A 19,758-nucleotide genomic window follows, 5' to 3' on the forward strand; every position below is an offset into this window, starting at 1 on the left:
GCACCCGCGAGGCCGGTGCGGCATGGGGCGTGACCACGGGCTGATCGCCAGCGTGCGGCCCGACGGGTACCTGGAACTGTTCGTGCCGCTCACCGGAAAACGCCACAGGTGCGGTCCTCGCGGTACGACGATGTGGCTCGCCCTGCAGCGCAGTGATTGGCAGACGGAACTCGCCACGCAGGACGTCGCAGTGCGACTGGGTGTGCATCCGGACACCATTCGGTGCGATATTCAGGCCTGGATGTCGCATTTCCGTGAGGCGGGTGAGTGACGGATCCGCGGAGCGGCGGCCCCCCGGCCGCCGCGTCCCGCCGCGGGGGTCCGGCGGCCGGTGCGTGCCACCCGGTCGCCGGACCCCCGCGGTGCTCCCCGGCATCAGGCCGTCGCGATGCCGGACAGCCACTTCTCCACCGCTCCGGCCGTGGATTCGGCCCGGTCCTCCATCACCGTGAAGTGCGTGCCGGGTACCTCGGCGAGTTCGTGCGCGCCCTCCCAGACCGCCTGCCAGCCGTCGAGACCGGGCGCGAAGGGTTCCTCGGGCCGTACGAACAGCACCGGAGCGGTCAGCGGGCCGGGCAGGCAGTCGGAGATCAGGCCGCTGTAGCGGCTCATCGCCGCGAGGCGCGCGGTGCCGAAGCCGCCCACGGACGATTCGCGGTCCAGCATGCCGTTGAACATCTCGCGCCTGAGCTGTTCGGTGCCGTCGTCGGCGAGCAGATAGGTGTCCAGCAGGACCACACCGGAGGCCGGCCTGCCGGCCTTCTCCATCGCCTCGGCCGCCGCGTGGGCGAACTGCCCGCCCGAGGAGTACCCGAGGAGCACGTAGGGCCGTCCGTCGGCGCAGGCCCGCCGGACGCCTTCGACCACGACCTCCACGACCGCCTCGACGGAGCGCGGCAGCGGCTCCCCGGGGACGAAGCCGGGGACGTCAGGGACGAGGACGTCGCGCCGGCCGTGGAAGTGCCGGGCGAAGCGGGCGTACTGGTGGGCGCCGCCCAGCGCCATCGGGGAGGGCAGGCAGAGCAGGCGGGGCCCTTCCTCCCCCGTGGCCAGGCGCACGGGGTCGCGCACCTCGCCGAACTCGGCCGCCGAGGAGAAGCCCGGCAGGATGTCCGCCGCGCTGTGCAGCAGTGTCATGGCCCGTTCCCAGTTGCCGTCGGCCGCCGCGCGCCGCACCAGCCCGCTGACCGATTCGATGTCGTCGTCCGCCGGTTCGGCGCCGCCCCGGGCGAGGTGTCCACGCAGGTGCGCGGCGAGCGCGGCGGGCGTGCGGTGGTCGAAGACGACTCCGGCGGCGACGGTGACGCCCAGGGTGCTGACGAGGGCTCCGCGCAGTTCGGCGGCGGAGACGGAGTCCATGCCGATCTCCAGGAAGGCGTCGTCGGCTTCGACGGCATCCGGTCCCGCGTGTCCGAGGATCGCGGCGGTCTGCGCGCGCACCAGGTGGGTGAGCAGGGCCTCCTGCTCGACCTCCGGGACCGCCGCCAGCCGTTCCCGCAGGCCCTGGGCCTCGGGGACCGCGGCGGGGGCGGCGGAACCGGCCGGGCCGGCGGCCGGCCGGGCGGTGGGCCCGTCCATGGTCAGGGGGACGTCGGCGTTCAGCCAGTACCGTTCGTGCCGGAAGGCGTACGTGGGCAGCTCGGCGCGGGCCGTCCCGGGGAAGATCGCCGCCCAGTCCAGGGGCAGGCCGTCCGTGTGCAGCCGGGCGAGCCCGGACAGCAGGGCCGCCGGTTCGGCGCCGTGGCGCCGGCCGAGGGCCACGAAGGTGGCGTCGCCCTCGCCGAGGCAGTCCCGGACGAGTCCGGTCAGGACGGCGTCGGGGCCCACCTCGACGTATCGGCTGACACCCGACCCCGCGAGGGCGGCGACGGCGTCGGAGAAGCGGACGGTGCCCCGCACGTGCCGTACCCAGTGCCGCGGGTCGCGCAGCTGCTCGCCGGTGGCGGGCAGTCCGGTGAGCGCCGAGACCACGTCGACGCGGGGTTCGTGGAAGGTGAGCCGCCCGACGACCGCGTGGAAGTCGTCGAGCATGGCGTCCATCAACGGGGAGTGGAAGGCGTGCGAGACGCTGAGCCGCTTGGTCTTCGCGAACGTCGCGGCGGCGGAGAGGACCGCGTCGCGCTCCCCGGACAGGACGACCGCCGACGGTCCGTTGACCGCCGCCAGGCCCACCCGTTCGTCCAGCAGATGGCGGACCTCGTCCTCACCGGCCCGCACGGCGACCATCGCACCGCCCTCGGGCAGGGCCTGCATGAGCCGGCCGCGTGCGGCGACCAGGGCGCAGGCGTCGGCCAGGTCCAGCACTCCCGCCACATGCGCGGCGGCGATCTCGCCGACGGAGTGCCCGGTCACCACGTCGGGCCGGACACCCCAGGACTCGAGCAGCCTGAAGAGGGCCACCTCGTAGGCGAACAGGGCGGTCTGGGCGTACTGCGTGCGGTGCACCGCCTCGAGGTCGTCGCCGCTCAGTACGCCCGCCAGGTCCAGGCCGAGACGGGCGTCGATCGCGTCGAACGTCTCGGCGAACACCGGGTACTGGGAACGGAGTTCGAGCCCCATGCCCGGACGCTGGGCGCCCTGGCCGGTGAACAGGAACGCGGTGCGGCCACCGGTGCGGGCCCGGCCGGTGACGGCGGTGGCCGACGGGTCTCCGGTGGCGAGGGCGTCCAGCCCGGCCCTGACCTGCTCACGGTCGCCACCGACGACGACGGCCCGGTGGCCGAAGGCCGCGCGCCGGGTTCCCAGGGCCCTCGCGACAGCGGACACCGGCAGTCCGGGGCGTGCGTCGAGGAAGTCGCGCAGCCGCTCGGCCTGTGCGGGGAGGGCGTGCGCGGAACGGGCGGACAGGGGCAGCATGACGGCCGGTGCGTGGGGTTCGGGCTCCGGGTGGGGGGAGGTGTCGTCGTCGGGTGCCTCCTCCAGGATCACGTGCGCGTTGGTCCCGCTGATCCCGAACGACGACACCCCCGCACGACGGACCCGCTCACCCCGCACCCACTCCCGCTCCTCATCCAGCAACCGGACCCGCCCCGCACCCCACTCCACCTTCCGCGACGGCTCACCCGCATACAACGTCCGAGGCAACACCCCCTCCCCCAACGCCAACACCATCTTCATCACACCCGCCACACCCGCAGCCGCCTGCGTATGCCCGATGTTCGACTTCACCGACCCCAACCACAACGGACGCTCCTCAGACCGACCCTGCCCATACGTCGCCAACAACGCCTGAGCCTCGATCGGATCACCCAACTCCGTCCCCGTACCGTGCGCCTCCACCACATCCACATCAACCGCCGACACACCCGCCGACACCAACGCCTGACGCAACACCCGCTGCTGAGAAGGACCGTTCGGCGCCGTCAACCCGTTCGACGCACCATCCTGATTCACCGCACTCCCCCGCACCACAGCCAACACCCGATGCCCCGACCGCCGCGCATCCGACAACCGCTCCAGCACCAGCACACCGAGGCCTTCGGAGAATCCGGTGCCGTTCGCGTCGTCGGAGAAGGAACGGCACCGGCCGTCCGGGGAGAGTGCGCCCTGCCGGCTGAACTCGACGTAGGTGCCCGGTGAGGCCATGACCGTCACTCCGCCGGCCAGGGCGAGGGTGCACTCGCCCTGGCGCAGGGCCTGGGCGGCCAGGTGGAGCGTGACCAGGGAGGAGGAGCACGCGGTGTCGACGGTGAGGGCGGGGCCTTCCAGGCCGAGGGTGTAGGCGACCCGGCCCGAGACGACGCTGCCGGAGCCGAAGCTGCCGAAGTAGTCGTGGTACATGAGGCCCGCGAACACCCCGGTGGGGCTGCCGCGCAGTGACGACGGATCGATGCCGGCGTGCTCCAGTGCCTCCCAGGAGCCTTCCAGCAGGAGCCGCTGCTGGGGGTCCATCACCAGTGCCTCGTGCGGGGAGATGCCGAAGAAGGCGGCGTCGAAGTCCCCGGCGTCGTAGAGGAATCCGCCCTCGCCCGTGGAGGAGCGGCCCGGGGTGCCCGGTTCCGGGTCGTGCAGGTCCGGGTCCCAGCCGCGGTCGTCGGGGAACGCGCCGACGCCGTCGCGGCCCTCCGCGAGGAGGCGCCACAGGTCCTCGGGCGAACGGACTCCGCCGGGGTAGCGGCACGCCATGCCCACGATCGCGATCGGTTCGCGGGCGGCGGCGGTCTGCGCCCGGTTGCGTTCCCGCAGCCGCTCGATCTCCTTGAGCGAGGCGCGCAGCGCCTCGACCATCCTGGTGTCGGGCTTCTCGGACTCGGCCATGGTTCTCTTCCTTCTCACAGGGCGTCGTCGTCGCCGACGAGGTCGTCGAGCGCCAGGGTGATCAGACTCTCCGCGTCCATGGCGTCGATCGCGGGGCGGCCGGGCGCGTCGTTCGCGGACTGCTCCCGCTCGGGTCGCAGGCCGGCGAGTTCGAGCAGGCTGTCCAGCAGTCCCGCTTCACGGAGCCTGGCCACCGGGAGGGCGGCCAGGGCGGCACGGAGGGTGTCCTCCTCACGCGGGCCGTCGGCGGCGGACGGCGCCAGCTCCGCGACGAGGTGGTCGGTGAGGGCGGCCGGGCTCGGGTGGTCGAAGACCAGCGTGGCGGACAGGCGCAGTCCGGTCGCCTCGTTGAGCCGGTTGCGGAACTCGACGGCGGTCAGTGAGTCGAAGCCGAGGTCCTTGAAGGGCAGCTCCGCCTCGAACTCCTCGGTCCCGAGCACCTGCCGCGCCTCGTCCCGCACCAGGTCGAGCAGCCGTGCGGCCCGCTCCTCGGGCGTGCGGGCGGCGAGGTCGCGGCGGAGTGCCGCCGAGGCCACGGACGCGGTGGCACCGCTGCGGCGGGGCGCGCGCACCAGGCCCCGCAGCAGCGGGGCGACGCGGCCGGCGTCCCGCGGGGTGGCGAGGTCCAGGCGGGCGGGCAGCAGGACAGGTTCCCCGTGTCCCACCGCGGTGTCGAACAGGCCCAGGCCGGTCGCCGTGTCGAGCGCGAGCACGCCCCCGGAGGCCATGCGGCGCGCGTCGGCGTCGTCCAGGCGGTCTGCCATGCCCCCGCTGCCCGCCCAGGCGCCCCAGGCGAGCGAGACGGCGTTCAGTCCCAGGCCGGTGCGGTGCGCGGCGAGGGCGTCGAGGGAGGCGTTGCCCGCGGCGTAGGCGGCCTGCCCCGGGCTGCCGAACAGGCCGGCGGCGGACGAGAAGAGCACGAACGCGGTGAGCGGACGGTCCTCGGTGAGTTCGTGCAGGTGCCAGGCGGCGTCCAGTTTGGGCCGCAGCACCGTGTCCAGTCGCTCGGGTGTGAGGGAGGTGAGGACGGCGTCGGCGAGGACACCGGCGGTGTGCACCACCGCCGTGACGGGGTGGTCGTCCAGGACGCGGGCGAGGGCGGCACGGTCGGAGGCGTCGCAGGCGACGAGGGTGACCTGGGCACCGAGGGCGGTCAGTTCTTCCCGCAGTTCCCCGGCGCCGGGGGCCTCCGCACCGCCGCGGCTGAGCAGGACGAGCCTCGTGGCGCCGTGCTCGGTGACCAGGTGGCGGGCCACCTCCCGGCCGAGGGCGCCGGTGCCGCCGGTGATCAGTACGGTGCCCGTCCAGTCGGCGGCGGTGTGCCCGTCACGGCGTGGGGCGCGGACGAGTCGCGGTGCGCTCACCGTGCCGTCGCGCAGCATCAGTTGGGGTTCACCGGAGGCGACGGCGGAGGCCAGCAGGCGGTGGGAGGCTTCGGTGTCGTCGAGGTCGGCCAGGACGATCCGGTCGGGGTGTTCCGACTGGGCCGAGCGGATCAGACCCCACGCGGCGGCGGCACCGGGGTCGGTGATCGCCGCGGGATCGGGGCCGACGGCGCCCCGGGTGGTGACGACCAGACCGGTGCCGGCGAACCGCTCGTCGGCCAGCCAGTCCTGGACCACGGCGAGGATCCGCCGGGCGCCGGCGCGGATCGCTTCGGGGCCCTGCCCTCCGGTGTGCGGGACGACCAGGGTGTCGGGGGCCCCGGCGGCCGCCTCGGGCAGTCCGGTGACGGTCGTGACCTCGGCGATCTCCCCGCCGAGCGCGTCGGCCAGCTCCTCGTGGCCGGTGCCGAGTACGGCCCACCGCCCGGCCTGCGGAGCGGTAGGCACGGCGACGGGCACCCAGTCGAGGGCGAACAGGGCCTCGTGCCCGCCGTCGGCCGCCGCGGCGATCCGCGCGGGGTCGACCTCCCGCAGTGCGAGCGACGCGACCCGGGCGACGGGACGGCCGCCGGCGTCGGCGGCGTCGATGCGTACGGCGCCGGAGTCCAGCGGCGCGATCCGCACACGCAGGGCGGTGGCGCCCGCGGCGTGCAGTTCGACGCCGTTCCAGGCGAACGGCAGCGCCATCCGCTCCGGGGCCCCGGAGCGCAGTCCGACGGCGTGCAGCGCGGAGTCGAGCAGCGCCGGGTGCACGCCGAAGGGGGCGCCGTCCGTGTGGACGGCGACCTCGGCGTACACCTCGTCGCCGAGGCGCCAGGCGGCGCGCAGTCCCTGGAAGCGGGGCCCGTAGTCGGCTCCCAGTGCGGAGAGCCGTTCGTATACGCCGTCCAGGTCGACGGGTTCGGCGCCGGCCGGGGGCCAGGTCGTCAGGTCGTGGGCGGGTACCGGGTCCGCGGGGCGCAGTACGCCGGTGGCGTGGGTGGTCCACGGGTCGTCGTCGGCCGCCGCGTACACGGTGAAGTCGCGGGCGCCCGTGGCGTCCGGTTCGCCGGCGGTGGCCTGGAGGCGGACGCTGCCGTGCTCGGGCAGCACCAGCGGTTCGGAGACGGTCAGTTCCTCCACCACGGGGCAGCCCAGCCGGGCCCCCGCGGCGAGGGCCATCTCGACGAACGCCGTGCCCGGCAGCAGGGGTACACCGCCGACGCGGTGGTCGGCCAGCCACGGCTGGGCGGAGAGCGAGAGCCGGCCGGTGTGCAGGGCCGCGTCGGCGTCGGCGCGTTCGACGGCGGCGCCCAGCAGCGGGTGGCCTGCGGCGGGCCCGGGCTGCCCCGGGTCGCCGGTCATCCAGTAGCGGTCGCGCTGGAAGGCGTAGGTGGGCAGGTCCGAGCCGTCGCGGTGGGGCAGCAGGTCCGTCCAGTCGACGGCGACGCCGTGCACGTGCAGCGCGGCGAGTCCCGCGACCAGGGCCTCGGTCTCCTCCCGGTCCTTGCGCTGGAGGGCGACGACGGCGGCCGTGTCCTCGGGCAGGCAGTCCCCCGCGGCGGCGGTGAGCGCGCTGCCGGGTCCGACCTCGGCGAAGTGCCGGGCCCCCGCGTCGTGCAGTGCGGACACGGCGTCGGCGAAGCGGACCGCCTCGCGGGCGTGCCGTACCCAGTAGTCGGGGGTGGACAGTTCGTCGGCGGCCGCGGGGGCGCCGGTGAGGGTGGACACCAGCGGAAGGCGCAGCGGCCCGTACGACAGCTGCTCGGCGACCTCGCGGAACTCCTCGAGCATCGGTTCCATCAGGGCCGAGTGGAAGGCGTGGCTGACGGCCAGTTCCTTGCTCCGGTCGAAGCGGGCGGCGAGCGCGCGGGCCGGTCCGGCGGGGCCGGAGACCACCACGGACGTGGGGCCGTTGACTGCGGCGAGGCCGACCCCGTCCCCGAGGAGCGGTGTGACCTCGTCCTCCGTCGCGCGGACGGCGATCATGACGCCGCCGTCGGGGAGCGCCTGCATCAGCCGGCCCCGGGCGGCGACGAGCCGGCACGCGTCCTGGAGGCCGAGGACGCCCGCCACGTGCGCGGCGGCGATCTCGCCGACGGAGTGGCCGGCGAGCAGGTCCGGCCTGACGCCGAACGACTCCAGCAGCCGGAACAGGGCCACTTCGAAGGCGAACAGTGCGGGCTGGGTGAACTCGGTGCGCTCCAGCGATCCGGCGGAGTCGAGGACGTCGCCGAGCGGCCGGTCCAGCAGCGGGTCGAGGTGGGCACGGACCTCGTCGAAGGCGGTGGCGAAGGCGGGGAACACGGCGCCGAGCCGGGCTCCCATGCCGGGCAGTTGGGAGCCCTGGCCGGAGAAGAGCAGGGCCAGCTTGCCGTCGGTGGCCGGGCCGGCGGTGCCGGCGGGGGGTGTGCGGCCCTCGGCCAGCGCCCGCAGCCCGGCGGTCAGTTCCTCGCGGGTGTGCCCGACGACGGCGGCGCGGTGGCCGAGTGCGGCACGGGCGTGGGCGAGGGCGCCGGCGATCTGCCGCGGGTCGGCGTCCGGGCGGCCGGACAGGTGGTCCAGCAGTCGGCCGGCCTGGGCCCGCAGTGCCTGCGGGGTGCCGCCGGACAGGAGCCACGGCACGGCGTCCACCGCGGGTCCGGCGGGCGGTGTGGCGGCGGGCGGTGCGGCGGGCGGTGCGGCGGGCGGCGCCTCCACGATGACGTGGGCGTTGGTGCCGGAGATACCGAAGGAGGAGATGCCCGCGCGGCGGGGGCGGCCGGGGTCCGGCCACGGCAGGGACTCGGTCAGGGGGCGGACGTTGCCGCCCTCCCACTCGACGTGCCGGGAGGGCGTGTCGATTCCGAGGCTGGCCGGCAGGGTCTCGTGGTGGATCGCCTGGACCATCTTGATGACTCCGGCGACACCGGCGGCGGCCTGGGTGTGGCCCAGGTTGGACTTGACGGAGCCGAGCCACAGGGGGTGTTCCTCGGTGTGCTCCGCGCCGTAGGTGGCGATCAGCGCCTGCGCCTCGATGGGGTCGCCGAGGGTGGTGCCGGTGCCGTGGGCCTCGACCACGTCGACGTCGGCCGCTCCGACACCCGCCGCCTCCAGGGCGCGGCGGATGACGCGCTGCTGGGCGGGGCCGTTGGGGGCGGTGATGCCGTTGGAGGCGCCGTCCTGGTTGACGGCGGTGCCGCGGAGCACGGCGAGGATCGTCCTGCCGTTGCGGCGGGCGTCGCTGAGCCGCTCCAGCAGCAGCACACCGGCTCCCTCGCCGAAGCCCGTTCCGTCGGCGGCGTCGGCGAAGGGGCGGCAGCGGCCGTCGCTGGAGAGGCCGCGGTGCCGGCTGAACTCCACGAACGTGCCGGGGGTGGCCATGACGGTCACTCCCCCGGCCAGGGCGAGGGAGCAGTCGCCCTGGCGCAAGGCCTGGGCGGCCAGGTGCAGGGCCACCAGCGAGGAGGAGCAGGCGGTGTCGACGGACAGGGTCGGGCCCTCGAGGCCCAGGGTGTAGGCGACCCGGCCGGAGACGACGCTGCCGGAGCCGAAGCTGCCGAAGTAGTCGTGGTACATGACGCCCGCGAAGACGCCGGTGTCGGAGCCGCGCAGGGTGGCCGGGTCGATGGAGGCCCGCTCCAGGGCCTCCCAGGAGGTCTCCAGCAGCAGTCGCTGCTGGGGGTCGGTGACGAGGGCCTCCTCCTCGTCCATGCCGAAGAAGGCCGGGTCGAAGTCGGCCGCGTCGTACAGGAAGGCGCCGTGCCGGGTGTAGCTGGTTCCCGGCCTGTCAAGGGTGGGGTCGTGGAGGGTCTCGACGTCCCAGCCGCGGTCGGCGGGGAACTCCCCCACGGCGTCGCGGCCTTCGGCCACGAGGCGCCACAGCTCCTCCGGGGAGGAGATGTCGCCGGGGAAGCGGCAGCCCATGCCGACGATGGCGATGGGTTCGTCGGCGGCGGCCCGTACGGCGGTGGCGGGCGCGGCCCGGTCGAGGGCACCGGTCAGCTCACCCAGCAGGTACCGGGCGAGTTCGGCGGGGGTGGGGTGGTCGAAGACCAGGGTGGCGGGCAGCCGCAGTCCGGTCGTGGCGGCGAGTCCGTTGCGCAGTTCGACCGCGGCCAGCGAGTCGAAGCCCAGCTCCCTGAAGGGCAGTGTCCGGCTGACGTCCTGGGCGGAGCGGTATCCGAGGATGGTGGCGACCCGGCTCTGCACGAGTTCGGTGAGGAACGGCTCTCGCTCCGGCTCCAGCAGCCCGGCGAGCCGGTCGCGCAGCGAGTCGGCACCGCCCGCCGCCGCGTGTCCGGCGGTGGCGCGGCGTACGGGTACCAGGCCGCGGAAGAGCGGGGCGAGGGCGTCCGCCTGGCCGCGCAGCGCCGCGGTGTCCAGCCGGACCGGGATGACGACGGGGTCGGTGCCGCGCAGGGCGGTGTCGAACAGGGCGAGTCCCTCGTCGGTGGGCAGCGGGGCGACACCGCCGCGGGCGATGCGTGCCCGGTCGGTCTCGTCGAGCGTGCCGGTCATGCCGCTGGCCTGGGCCCACAGGCCCCAGGCCAGGGAGTGCGCGGGCAGGCCGAGGGAGTGCCGGTGGGTGGCGAGGGCGTCGAGGTAGGCGTTGGCGGCGGCGTAGTTGCCCTGGCCGGGGGAGCCGAGCGTGGCGGCGGAGGAGGAGAAGAGCACGAACGCCGACAGGCCGAGGTCCGCGGTGAGTTCGTGCAGGTTCCAGGCGGCGTCGACCTTGGGGCGGAAGACCGTGTCGACGCGTTCGGGGGTGAGGGAGTCGAGCACGCCGTCGGCGAGCACGCCGGCCGCGTGGATCACGGCGGTCAGCGGCCGGTCGGCGGGGATCCCGGCCAGCACCGCGGCGAGGGCGTCGCGGTCGCCGGCGTCGCAGGCGGCGCTGGTGACCTCGGCACCCAGCTCGGTCAGTTCGGTGATCAGGCCGGCGTCGGCACCGCTCCGGCTGAGCAGCAGGAGGTGGCGCACGCCGCGGTCGCCGGCCAGGTGGCGGGCGATGATCCCGCCGAGCGCGCCGGTCGCGCCGGTCAGCAGGACGGTGCCGTAGCCGAGACCGGCGTCGGAACCGGTGGTGGTCGCGGCGTCCGGGGCGGCGGCTTCGGCGTCCGTACCCGGGACACGGGCCAGGCGCGGCACGTGCCAGGTGCCGTCGCGCAGCGCCAGGTGCGGTTCGCCGCTGCCGACGGCTTCGGCGAGGCGGTCGGGGCCGGGGTCCGTGTCGCTCTCGACCAGGACGACGCGGCCGGGGTTCTCGGACTGGGCCGAGCGGACCAGCCCGCCGACCGCGGCGCCGGCCGGGTCGGTGCCGGTGACGACGACGACGGTGCTGTCGCCGACCTGTTCGCCGGCGAGCCGGTCCCGCAGCCCGTCGAGGACGGTGGCGACGGCGGCGCGCGTCTCGGCGGCCCCGACGCCGGCCGGGGCGCGCAGCACCTCCCCGTCCCACGGCTCGGTCCCCGCCGGGGCCGGTGCGGGGACCCAGTCGACGCGGTGCAGCGCGCCGGACCGGGCGGACCGGGCGGCCGCTTCCACCACGTCGTTGCGCAGCGGGCGCAGCGTGAGGGAGTCGACCGTGGCGACGGGGGCGCCGGCCGGGTCGGCCAGGGTCAGGGCGACGGTGCCCTCGCCCGTGGCGCGGACCTTCACGCGCAGCGCGGTGGCCCCGGTGGCGTGCAGCCTTACCCCGGACCAGACGAAGGGCAGCAGCGCCTGGTCGCCCGCGGCGTCGGTGAGGCCGACGGTGTGCAGGACGGCGTCGGAGAGGGCCGGGTGCAGCCCGAAGCCGTCGACGGGTGCCTCGGTGGCGACCTCGGCGTACACGGCGTCCTCGGTGCGCCAGGCGGCGCGCAGCCCCTGGAACAGCGGGCCGTAGCCGAGTCCGAGGGCGGCGAGTTCTTCGTACAGGCCGTCGAGGGGCACCGGTTCGGCGTCACGCGGCGGCCAGGAGGTGAGGGGTTCGACGACGGCCGGGAGGGTGCCGGTCGGAGCGAGCAGGCCGTCGGCGTGCCGCGTCCAGGGAAGTTCCTCGTCGGTGCTCTCGGGGCGGGACCAGAGGGTCAGCGGGCGGGTCCCGCCGTCGGGCGGGCCGACGACGGCCTGGAGCTGGACGGCGCCGTGGTCGGGCAGGACCAGCGGGGCGTGGAGGGTGAGTTCGGCCAGGTCTCCGCAGCCGACCTGGTCGCCGGCGCGCAGGGCGAGTTCGAGGTGTCCGGTGCCGGGGAACAGCAGCCGGTCCCCGACGCGGTGGTCGTTCAGCCAGGGGTGCGTACCCGCCGAGAGCCGGCCGGTGAGGACGGCCTCCTCGCTGCCGGCCCGTGCCATGGCGGCGCCGAGCAGGGGGTGGTCGGTGGCCGCGAGGCCGGCGGCGGTGACGTCGGCGCCGGTGGTGGTGCTGTCGAGCCAGTACCACTCGCGCTGGAAGGCGTACGCGGGCAGGGGGACCTGGCGGGTGCGACGGCCCTCGGCGACCGCGGCCCAGTCGACAGCCGCGCCGTGGGTGAAGGCCTCGCCCAGGCCGGCGAGCAGCCGGTCCCGGCCGCCCTCGTCGCGGCGCAGCGAGCCGACGGCGGCGACCGCGTCGTCCGTCTCCTGGATGCCGACGGTGAGCACCGGGTGGGGGCTGGACTCGACGAACAGGGTGTGGCCGCCCGCGACTGCGCCGCGTACGGCCTGCTCGAACAGCACGGTGCTGCGGAGGTTGGTGTACCAGTACTCGGCGCCGAGCTCGGCGGTGTCGATCGGGGCGCCGGTGACGGTGGAGTGGAAGGGCACGTCGGTGCTGCGCGGTTCGATGCCCGCGAGGTCCTCGGCGAGACGTTCGCGCAGGGACTCCACGTGGGCGCTGTGGGAGGCGTAGTCCACGGGCAGCCGTTTGGCGCGGACCTTCTCGGCGCGCAGCCGCTCGAGGAGTTCGTCGAGGGCGTCGGAGTCCCCGGAGACGACGGTGGAGGCGGTGCCGTTGACCGCGGCGACCGACAGCCGGCCGTCCCAGGCCGTGAGCCGGTCGCGGACCGCTTCGGCTCCCTCACCCACGGACATCATGCCGCCGGAGCCGGAGAGCAGCTCGGCGATGGCCCGGGAGCGCAGGGCGACCACGCGGGCGCCGTCCGCCAGGGAGAGCGCGCCGACCGCGCAGGCTGCGGCGATCTCGCCCTGGGAGTGGCCGATGACAGCGGCCGGGGTGACGCCGTAGCTGCTCCAGGTGTGCGCCAGGGACACCATCACCGCCCACAGCAGGGGCTGGACGACGTCGACCCGGTCGAGTCCGCCGCGCAGTTCGGTGGCGAAGTCCCAGTCGGTCCAGGGCTCCAGGGCGGCGGCGCACTCGGCCATGCCGGCCGCGAACACCGGTGATCCGTCGAGGAGTTCGGTGGCCATGCCGGACCACTGCGAGCCCTGGCCCGGGAAGACGAAGACGGGCCGGGCCCGTCCGGCGGCGGTGCCCACGGCGAGGTTGCGGGCGGTGCCGCCGTCGGCCAGTGCGGCGAGCGCCCCTCGCAGTGCGGCGGGGTCGGTGCCGGTGACGGCGGCCCGGTGGGCGAAGTGGGCGCGGCCGGTCGCCAGCGACCAGCCGACGTCGCGGGGGTCCAGGTCGGGGTGGGCGTCGAGGTGGCCGAGCAGGGCGGCGGCCTGTCCGGCGAGCGCGGCCGGCGACTTCGCCGTGAGCAGCCACGGGACGGCGGGTCCCGTGGCGGCGTCGTCGCCCGGCTCCGCTGCGGACTCCGGTGCCGACGGGGCCTGTTCGAGGATGACGTGGGCGTTGGTACCGCTGATCCCGAAGGAGGACACACCGGCCCGGCGAGGCCGGCCGGCCTCGGGCCAGGCCCGCTCCTCGGTCAGCAGGCGCACCTGCCCCGCCTCCCAGTCGACCTTGCCGGACGGCTCGTCGACGTGCAGGGTCCTGGGCAGGCTGCCGTGCCGCATCGCCATGACCATCTTGATCACACCGGCGACGCCGGCCGCGGCCTGGGTGTGCCCGATGTTGGACTTGACCGACCCCAGCCACAGCGGCCGGTCCTCGGGCCGGTCCTGGCCGTAGGTGGCCAGCAGGGCCTGCGCCTCGATCGGGTCGCCGAGGGTCGTTCCGGTGCCGTGGGCCTCGACCACGTCGACGTCGGCGGTGGTGAGGCGGGCGTTCTCCAGGGCCTGGAGGATGACGCGTTCCTGGGAGGGACCGTTGGGCGCGGTCAGACCGTTGGAGGCACCGTCCTGGTTGACGGCGGTCCCGCGGACGACGGCGAGGACCGGGTGGCCGTTGCGGCGGGCGTCCGAGAGGCGTTCCACCACCAGGACGCCGACACCCTCGCCCCACACGGTTCCGGCGGCCGCGTCGGCGAACGCGCGGGTGCGGGCGTCGGGGGCGAGGGCGCCCTGCCGGCTGAACTCGATGAAGGTCTCCGGGGTGGCCATGACGGCGACGCCGCCGACCAGGGCGAGGGAGGACTCCCCCTGGCGCAGCGACTGCCCGGCCAGGTGCAGCGCCACCAGCGACGAGGAGCAGGCGGTGTCGACCGACAGCGAGGGGCCCTCCAGGCCGAGGGTGTAGGCGACCCGGCCGGAGATGATGCTGCCGGAGCCGAAGCTGCCGAAGTAGTCGTGGTACTGCACGCCCGCGAACACACCGGTCGGGCTGCCCTTGAGGGAGTGCGGGTCGATGCCGGCGTGCTCCAGCGCCTCCCAGGAGGCCTCCAGCAGCAGCCGCTGCTGGGGGTCGGTGACGAGCGCCTCCTTGGGGCTGATGCCGAAGAACGCCGCGTCGAACTCCCCTGCCTCGTGGAGGAATCCGCCCTCGCCGACGTAGGAGGTGTCGGGGCGCTGCCGGGTGGGGTCGACGACACGGTCGACGTCCCAGCCGCGGTTGACCGGGAACGGCGCGATGGCGTCGATGCCGTCGGCGACCAGCCGCCACAGGTCCTGCGGTGTGCGGACGTCGCCCGGGTAGCGGCAGGCCATGCCGACGATCGCCAGCGGCTCGTCGACGCGGGCCCGTCCGGTGCGCCGGGTGCGGCGCACGGAGCCGGCGGCCCCGGCGACCAGGGTGCCGAGGTGGTTGGCGAGCGCCTCGGGCGAGGGGTGGTCGAAGACGAGGGTGGCGGGCAGTCGCTGCCCCGTCTCGGCAGACAGGGAGTTGCGCAGTTCGATCGCGGCGAGCGAGTCGAAGCCGAGGTCCTTGAAGGCCCGGTCGGTCTCCACGGTGTCCGGTCCGGCGTGTCCGAGTACGGCGGCCACATGGGCGCGGACCGTGTGCAGCAGGGCCTCGGACCGCTCCGCCTCGCCGAGGGAGGCCATGCGTTCGGCGAAGCCGGACCCGGTGTCCCCGGTGGCGGCCTCCCGGCGCACCGGGCGTCCGGCCAGGGCACGCAGGACGGGGGCGAGTTCGCCGCCCTGGGCGCGCAGCGCGGACAGGTTCAGCCGTACGGGGGCCACCGCGGGGCGGCCGGTGCCCAGGGCCCGGTCGAACAGGGCGGTGCCCTCGTCGGCGGACAGCGGGATCATGCCGCCGCGGGACATGCGGGCGAGGTCGGCCTCGTCCAGGGCGCCGGTCATGCCGCCGGTCGGGGCCCAGGGCCCCCAGGCCAGGGAGAGGGCGGGCGAACCGTTCGCGCGGCGGTGGGCGGCGAGCGCGTCGAGGCAGGCGTTGGCGGCCGCGTAGTTGCCCTGTCCGGGGGCGCCGACGGTGCCTGCGACGGAGGAGAACAGCACGAACGCCGACAGGTCGTGATCGCGGGTCAGTTCGTGCAGGTGGAGGGCGCCGAGTGCCTTGGGGGCGAGGACGGCGTCGAGGCGCTCGGGCGTCAGGGAGGCCACCACGCCGTCGTCGAGGACACCCGCGGCATGGACGACCGCGGTGAGCGGACGGTCCTGGCCGAGGCCGTCGAGGAGGGTGGCCAGGGCGTCGCGGTCGGCGACGTCGCAGGCGTGCACGGAGGCGCTCGCGCCGAGCGCGGCGAGTTCGGCGACCAGGTCGTCGGCCCGTCCGCCGCGGCTGACCAGCGCGAGGTGGCGTACGCCGTGGGCGGTGACCAGGTGCCGGGCGAGTACGGGCCCGAGTCCGCCGGTGGCGCCGGTCAGCAGCACGGTGCCCTCGGGGTCGAGGGCCGGAGCCGCCGCGCCGTCGAGCGGCTCGGCGCGCACCAGCCGGGCCGCACGGGCGGTGCCGGAGCGGACGGCGACCTGCGGTTCGCCGGTGGCGAGGACCGCGGGCAGCAGGGTGGCCGGGTCGGCGCCCGGTTCGAGGTCGAGCAGGACGCACCGGCCGGGGTTCTCCGACTGCGCGGAGCGCGCGAGGCCCCACACCGCCGCGCCGGCCAGGTCGGGCACGTCCTCACCGGCGGTGGAGACGCTGCCCCGGGTGACGAGGACCAGCGGCCGGGCGTCGTCGTCCTGGAGGGCGGCGAGCGCGGTGTGCAGCGCGGCGCGTACCGTCCCCGCGTCCGACCCGGCCGGGATCTCCAGCAGGCGGTGGTCGGCGTCGGGAGCGTCGGGGTCGAGCGGCAGCGGCTGCCAGTCGAGGGCGAACAGGGCGTCGGCCGCGGTGTCCTGCTCGCCGCGCAGCCGCGTCAGCGGACGGGAGGCCAGGGAGTCGACGGTGGCGACGGGGGCTCCGGAGGCGTCGGCCAGGTCGACGGCGAAGGTGTGGTCGCCGGCGGGGGTCATGCGGGCCCGCAGGACCGAGGCGCCGACGGCGTGCAGGGTGACGCCCGCGAACATGAAGGGCAGCCGGGCGGTGTCGTCGCCGGTGCCGTCGCCGAGCAGGCCGAGGGAGTGCAGGGCGGCGTCGAAGGCGGCGGGGTGGAGGCCGAAGCGGGGGGCGTCCGCCGCCGGCCGCTCCGGAAGGCGTACCTCGGCGTAGACCGTGTCACCGTCGCGCCAGGCGGCGGTCAGGGCGCGGAAGGCGGGCCCGTAGTCCAGTCCGGCGGCCGCGTGCCGCTCGTACAGGCCGGTGAGGTCGAGCTCCTCGGCGTCCTGCGGCGGCCAGACGTCCAGCCGGGTGCCGGGGGGCGGGGTGCCGTCGGCGAGCAGACCGGAGGCGTGCAGGGTCCAGGGTTCGTCGGCGGCCGGGTTCTCGGCGCGCGCGTAGATCTGGACCGTGCGGGCGCCGGCCGGGTCGGGGGTGCCCACGGCGACCTGGACGCGGACGCCGTCCGCGGGCGGCAGTACCAGAGGGACCTCCAGGGCCAGTTCCTCCAGCCGGCCGCAGCCGACCTGGTCGCCGGCGCGGACGGCGAGCTCCACCATCGCGGTGCCGGGGACGACGACGGAACCGCCGACGACGTGGTCGGCGAGCCAGGGGTGGGTCCGCACGGACAGCCTGCCGGTCAGGACGGCGCCGTCGGAGTCGGCGAGCACGGTGGCGGCGCCGAGCAGCGGGTGGTCGGCGGAGTCCAGTCCCACGGAGCCGACGTCGCCGGCCGTGGCGGCCGTCTCGGGCCAGAACCGCTCGCGCTGGAAGGCGGTGGTGGGCAGGTCGACGGTGCGGGCCCCGGTGAACAGCTCCTCCCAGCGCGGTCCTGCGCCACCGGTGTGCAGCTGGGCGAGGGCGGTGAGCAGGGTCTCGGTCTCGTCCCGGCCGCGGCGGGTGGCGGCGGCCAGGACGGCGTCGCCCGCGGTCTCGTCGTCGGCGGCCAGGCACTCGCGGGCCATGGCGGTCAGTACGGCGTCGGGGCCGATCTCCAGGAAGCGGGTGACGCCCTCTGCGGCGAGGGTGCGGATCCCGTCGTGGAACCGGACGGCCTCGCGCACGTGCCGTACCCAGTAGTCGGGGGTGCCGATGTCCTGGGTGGCGAGCCGGCCGGTGACGTTGGAGACCACCGGGACGGTCGCCCGGTGGAAGGTCAGGGACGACACCACGGACCGGAACCCGTCCAGCATGGGTTCCATCAGCGGCGAGTGGAAGGCGTGCGACACCTTCAGCCGGCGGCTCTTCTCGAAGTGCGCGGCGACCGCCTCGGCCTCGTCGGCGTCGCCCGAGATCACGACGGAGTCCGGCCCGTTGACGGCGGCGAGGCCGACCCGGGCGGTGAGCAGGGGGCGTACGGCCTCCTCGGTGGCGCGCAGGGCGATCATGGCGCCGCCCTCGGGGAGGGCCTGCATGAGCCGGCCGCGCGCGACGACCAGCGTGACGGCGTCCGCCAGGTCCAGTACGCCCGCGACGTGGGCGGCGGCGATCTCGCCGACGGAGTGACCCGCGAGGTGGTCGGGCGTGAGGCCCCACGACTCCACCAGCCGGTACAGGGCGACCTCGAAGGCGAACAGCGCGATCTGGGTGCGGGCCGTGCGGTTCAGCGGCTCGGGGTCGTCACCGAGGACCAGCTCGCGCAGTTCGGCGTCGCCGGTCAGCTCGCAGATCTCGTCGAACGCGCGGGCGAAGACCGGGAAGTGGGCGTGCAGTTCGCGGCCCATGCCGGGCCGCTGGGAGCCCTGGCCGGTGAACAGGAAGGCGGTCTGGCCCTTGCGGACGCGGCCGAGCGCGGTGGCACGGCCGCCCTCCGCGAGACGGGTCACGGCGTCGAGCAGCGTCTCCCGGTCGGCGCCGAGGACCACGGCACGGTACGGGTGGGCGGTGCGGGTGACGGCCAGCGAGTGCGCCACGTCCACGGGGTGGGCCTCGGCGACGGCGGCGGCCAGGAGGGCCGCCTGCTCGCGCAGGGCCCGCTCGCTGCGGCCGGAGAGCACCCACGGCACCAGGGGCGGCGCGGTGCGCGGCGCGGGTTCGGCGGCGGGCTCCTCGGAGGGTTCTTCTGCGGGGGCCTCTTCCAGGATGGTGTGGGCGTTGGTGCCGCTGGCGCCGAAGGAGGAGACCGCGGCCCGCCGCGGGCGTCCGGGGTCGGTCCAGGGGCGGTTGGCGGTGAGCAGGCGGACGTTGCCCTGGCTCCAGTCGACCTTGTCGGAGGGCTCCTCGGCGTGCAGGCTCCGCGGCAGCACGCCGTGCCGCATCGCCATGACGACCTTGATGATTCCGGCGACGCCCGCGGCGGCCTGGGTGTGGCCGATGTTGGACTTCACCGAGCCCAGCCACAGCGGTGCGTCCTCGGGCCGGTCCTGCCCGTAGGTGGCGAGCAGGGCCTGCGCCTCGATGGGGTCGCCGAGCGTGGTGCCGGTGCCGTGCGCCTCCACCAGGTCGACGTCGGCCGGGGTGAGCCGCGCGCCGGCCAGCGCGGCGCGCACGACCCGCTGCTGCGAGGGGCCGTTGGGGGCGGTCAGGCCGTTGGAGGCACCGTCCTGGTTGACGGCCGAGCCCCGGATGACGGCGAGGACCTCGTGGCCGTTGCGACGGGCGTCGCTCAGCCGCTCCAGGAGCAGCATTCCCGCGCCCTCGCCCCAGCCGGTGCCGTCGGCCGAGTCCGCGAAGGACTTGCAGCGGCCGTCCGGGGCGAGACCCCGCTGACGGCTGAAGGCGACGAAGGAGTTGGGGGTGGACATGACCGTGGCGCCGCCCGCCAGGGCGAGGGTGCACTCCTTGCCGCGCAGGGCCTGTACGGCCAGGTGCACCGCCACGAGCGCCGACGAGCAGGCGGTGTCGATGGTGACGGCCGGGCCCTCCAGCCCGAGCGTGTAGGAGATCCGGCCGGAGATCACGGCGGCCAGGGCGCCGGTGCCGAGCGCCGCCTCGGAGTCCTGCGGCATCCGCGCCAGCAGGTCACGATAGTCCTGGCCGTTGGTGCCTGCGAACACCCCGACCCGGGCGCCGTGCACCGAGTCGGGAGCGATACGGGCGCGTTCCAGCGCCTCCCACGACACCTCCAGCAGCAGGCGCTGCTGGGGGTCCATCGTGACGGCCTCCCGCGGGCTGATGCCGAAGAAGTCCGGCTCGAACCCCGCGGCGTCGCGCAGGAAGCCGCCCCGCGTCGAGTACGTCTTCCCCGTGGCGTCCGGGTCCGGGTCGTACAGCGCGTCGACGTCCCAGCCGCGGTCCCCGGGGAAGTCCCCGATGGCGTCGGTGCCCTCGTGGACCAGCCGCCAGAACTCCTCGGGGGTGGTGACCCCTCCGGGGAAGCGGCAGCTCATTCCGACGATGGCGATGGGTTCCCGGTCCTGGGTCTCCACCTCGCGCAGCCGCTGACGGGTCTGGTGCAGATCGGCGGAGACCCGCTTGAGGTAGGAGAGCAGCTTTTCGTCGTTGGTCATCGGGTGTCGCCACTCC

The 19,758-nt window shown here is 75.4% G+C and carries 3 protein-coding genes; 1 reads left to right on the forward strand and 2 read right to left on the reverse strand.

The annotated features are described in order from the left end of the window. Positions 1-22 precede the first annotated feature (22 nt). Entirely contained in the window at positions 23-271 is a 249-nt protein-coding gene (locus LWJ43_RS05270) for a hypothetical protein (protein ID WP_277331113.1), read from the forward strand. A gap of 104 nt (positions 272-375) precedes the next feature. Here the strand turns inward: LWJ43_RS05270 and LWJ43_RS05275 are convergent, their stop codons facing one another. Both LWJ43_RS05275 and LWJ43_RS05280 read right to left on the reverse strand, forming a co-directional pair. Beyond that, positions 376-4,257 carry a type I polyketide synthase gene (locus LWJ43_RS05275; protein WP_277331114.1) on the reverse strand — a complete coding sequence of 1,294 codons (3,882 nt, stop codon included), beginning with the start codon at positions 4,255-4,257 and terminating at the stop codon, positions 376-378. A gap of 14 nt (positions 4,258-4,271) precedes the next feature. Beyond that, positions 4,272-19,742, reverse strand: coding sequence for a type I polyketide synthase (locus LWJ43_RS05280; protein WP_277331115.1), 15,471 nt, complete (start codon positions 19,740-19,742; stop codon positions 4,272-4,274). Positions 19,743-19,758: the final 16 nt, after the last annotated feature.

Origin of the sequence: Streptomyces sp. JH34, from assembly GCF_029428875.1 — a bacterium.
Taxonomy (GTDB): domain Bacteria; phylum Actinomycetota; class Actinomycetes; order Streptomycetales; family Streptomycetaceae; genus Streptomyces.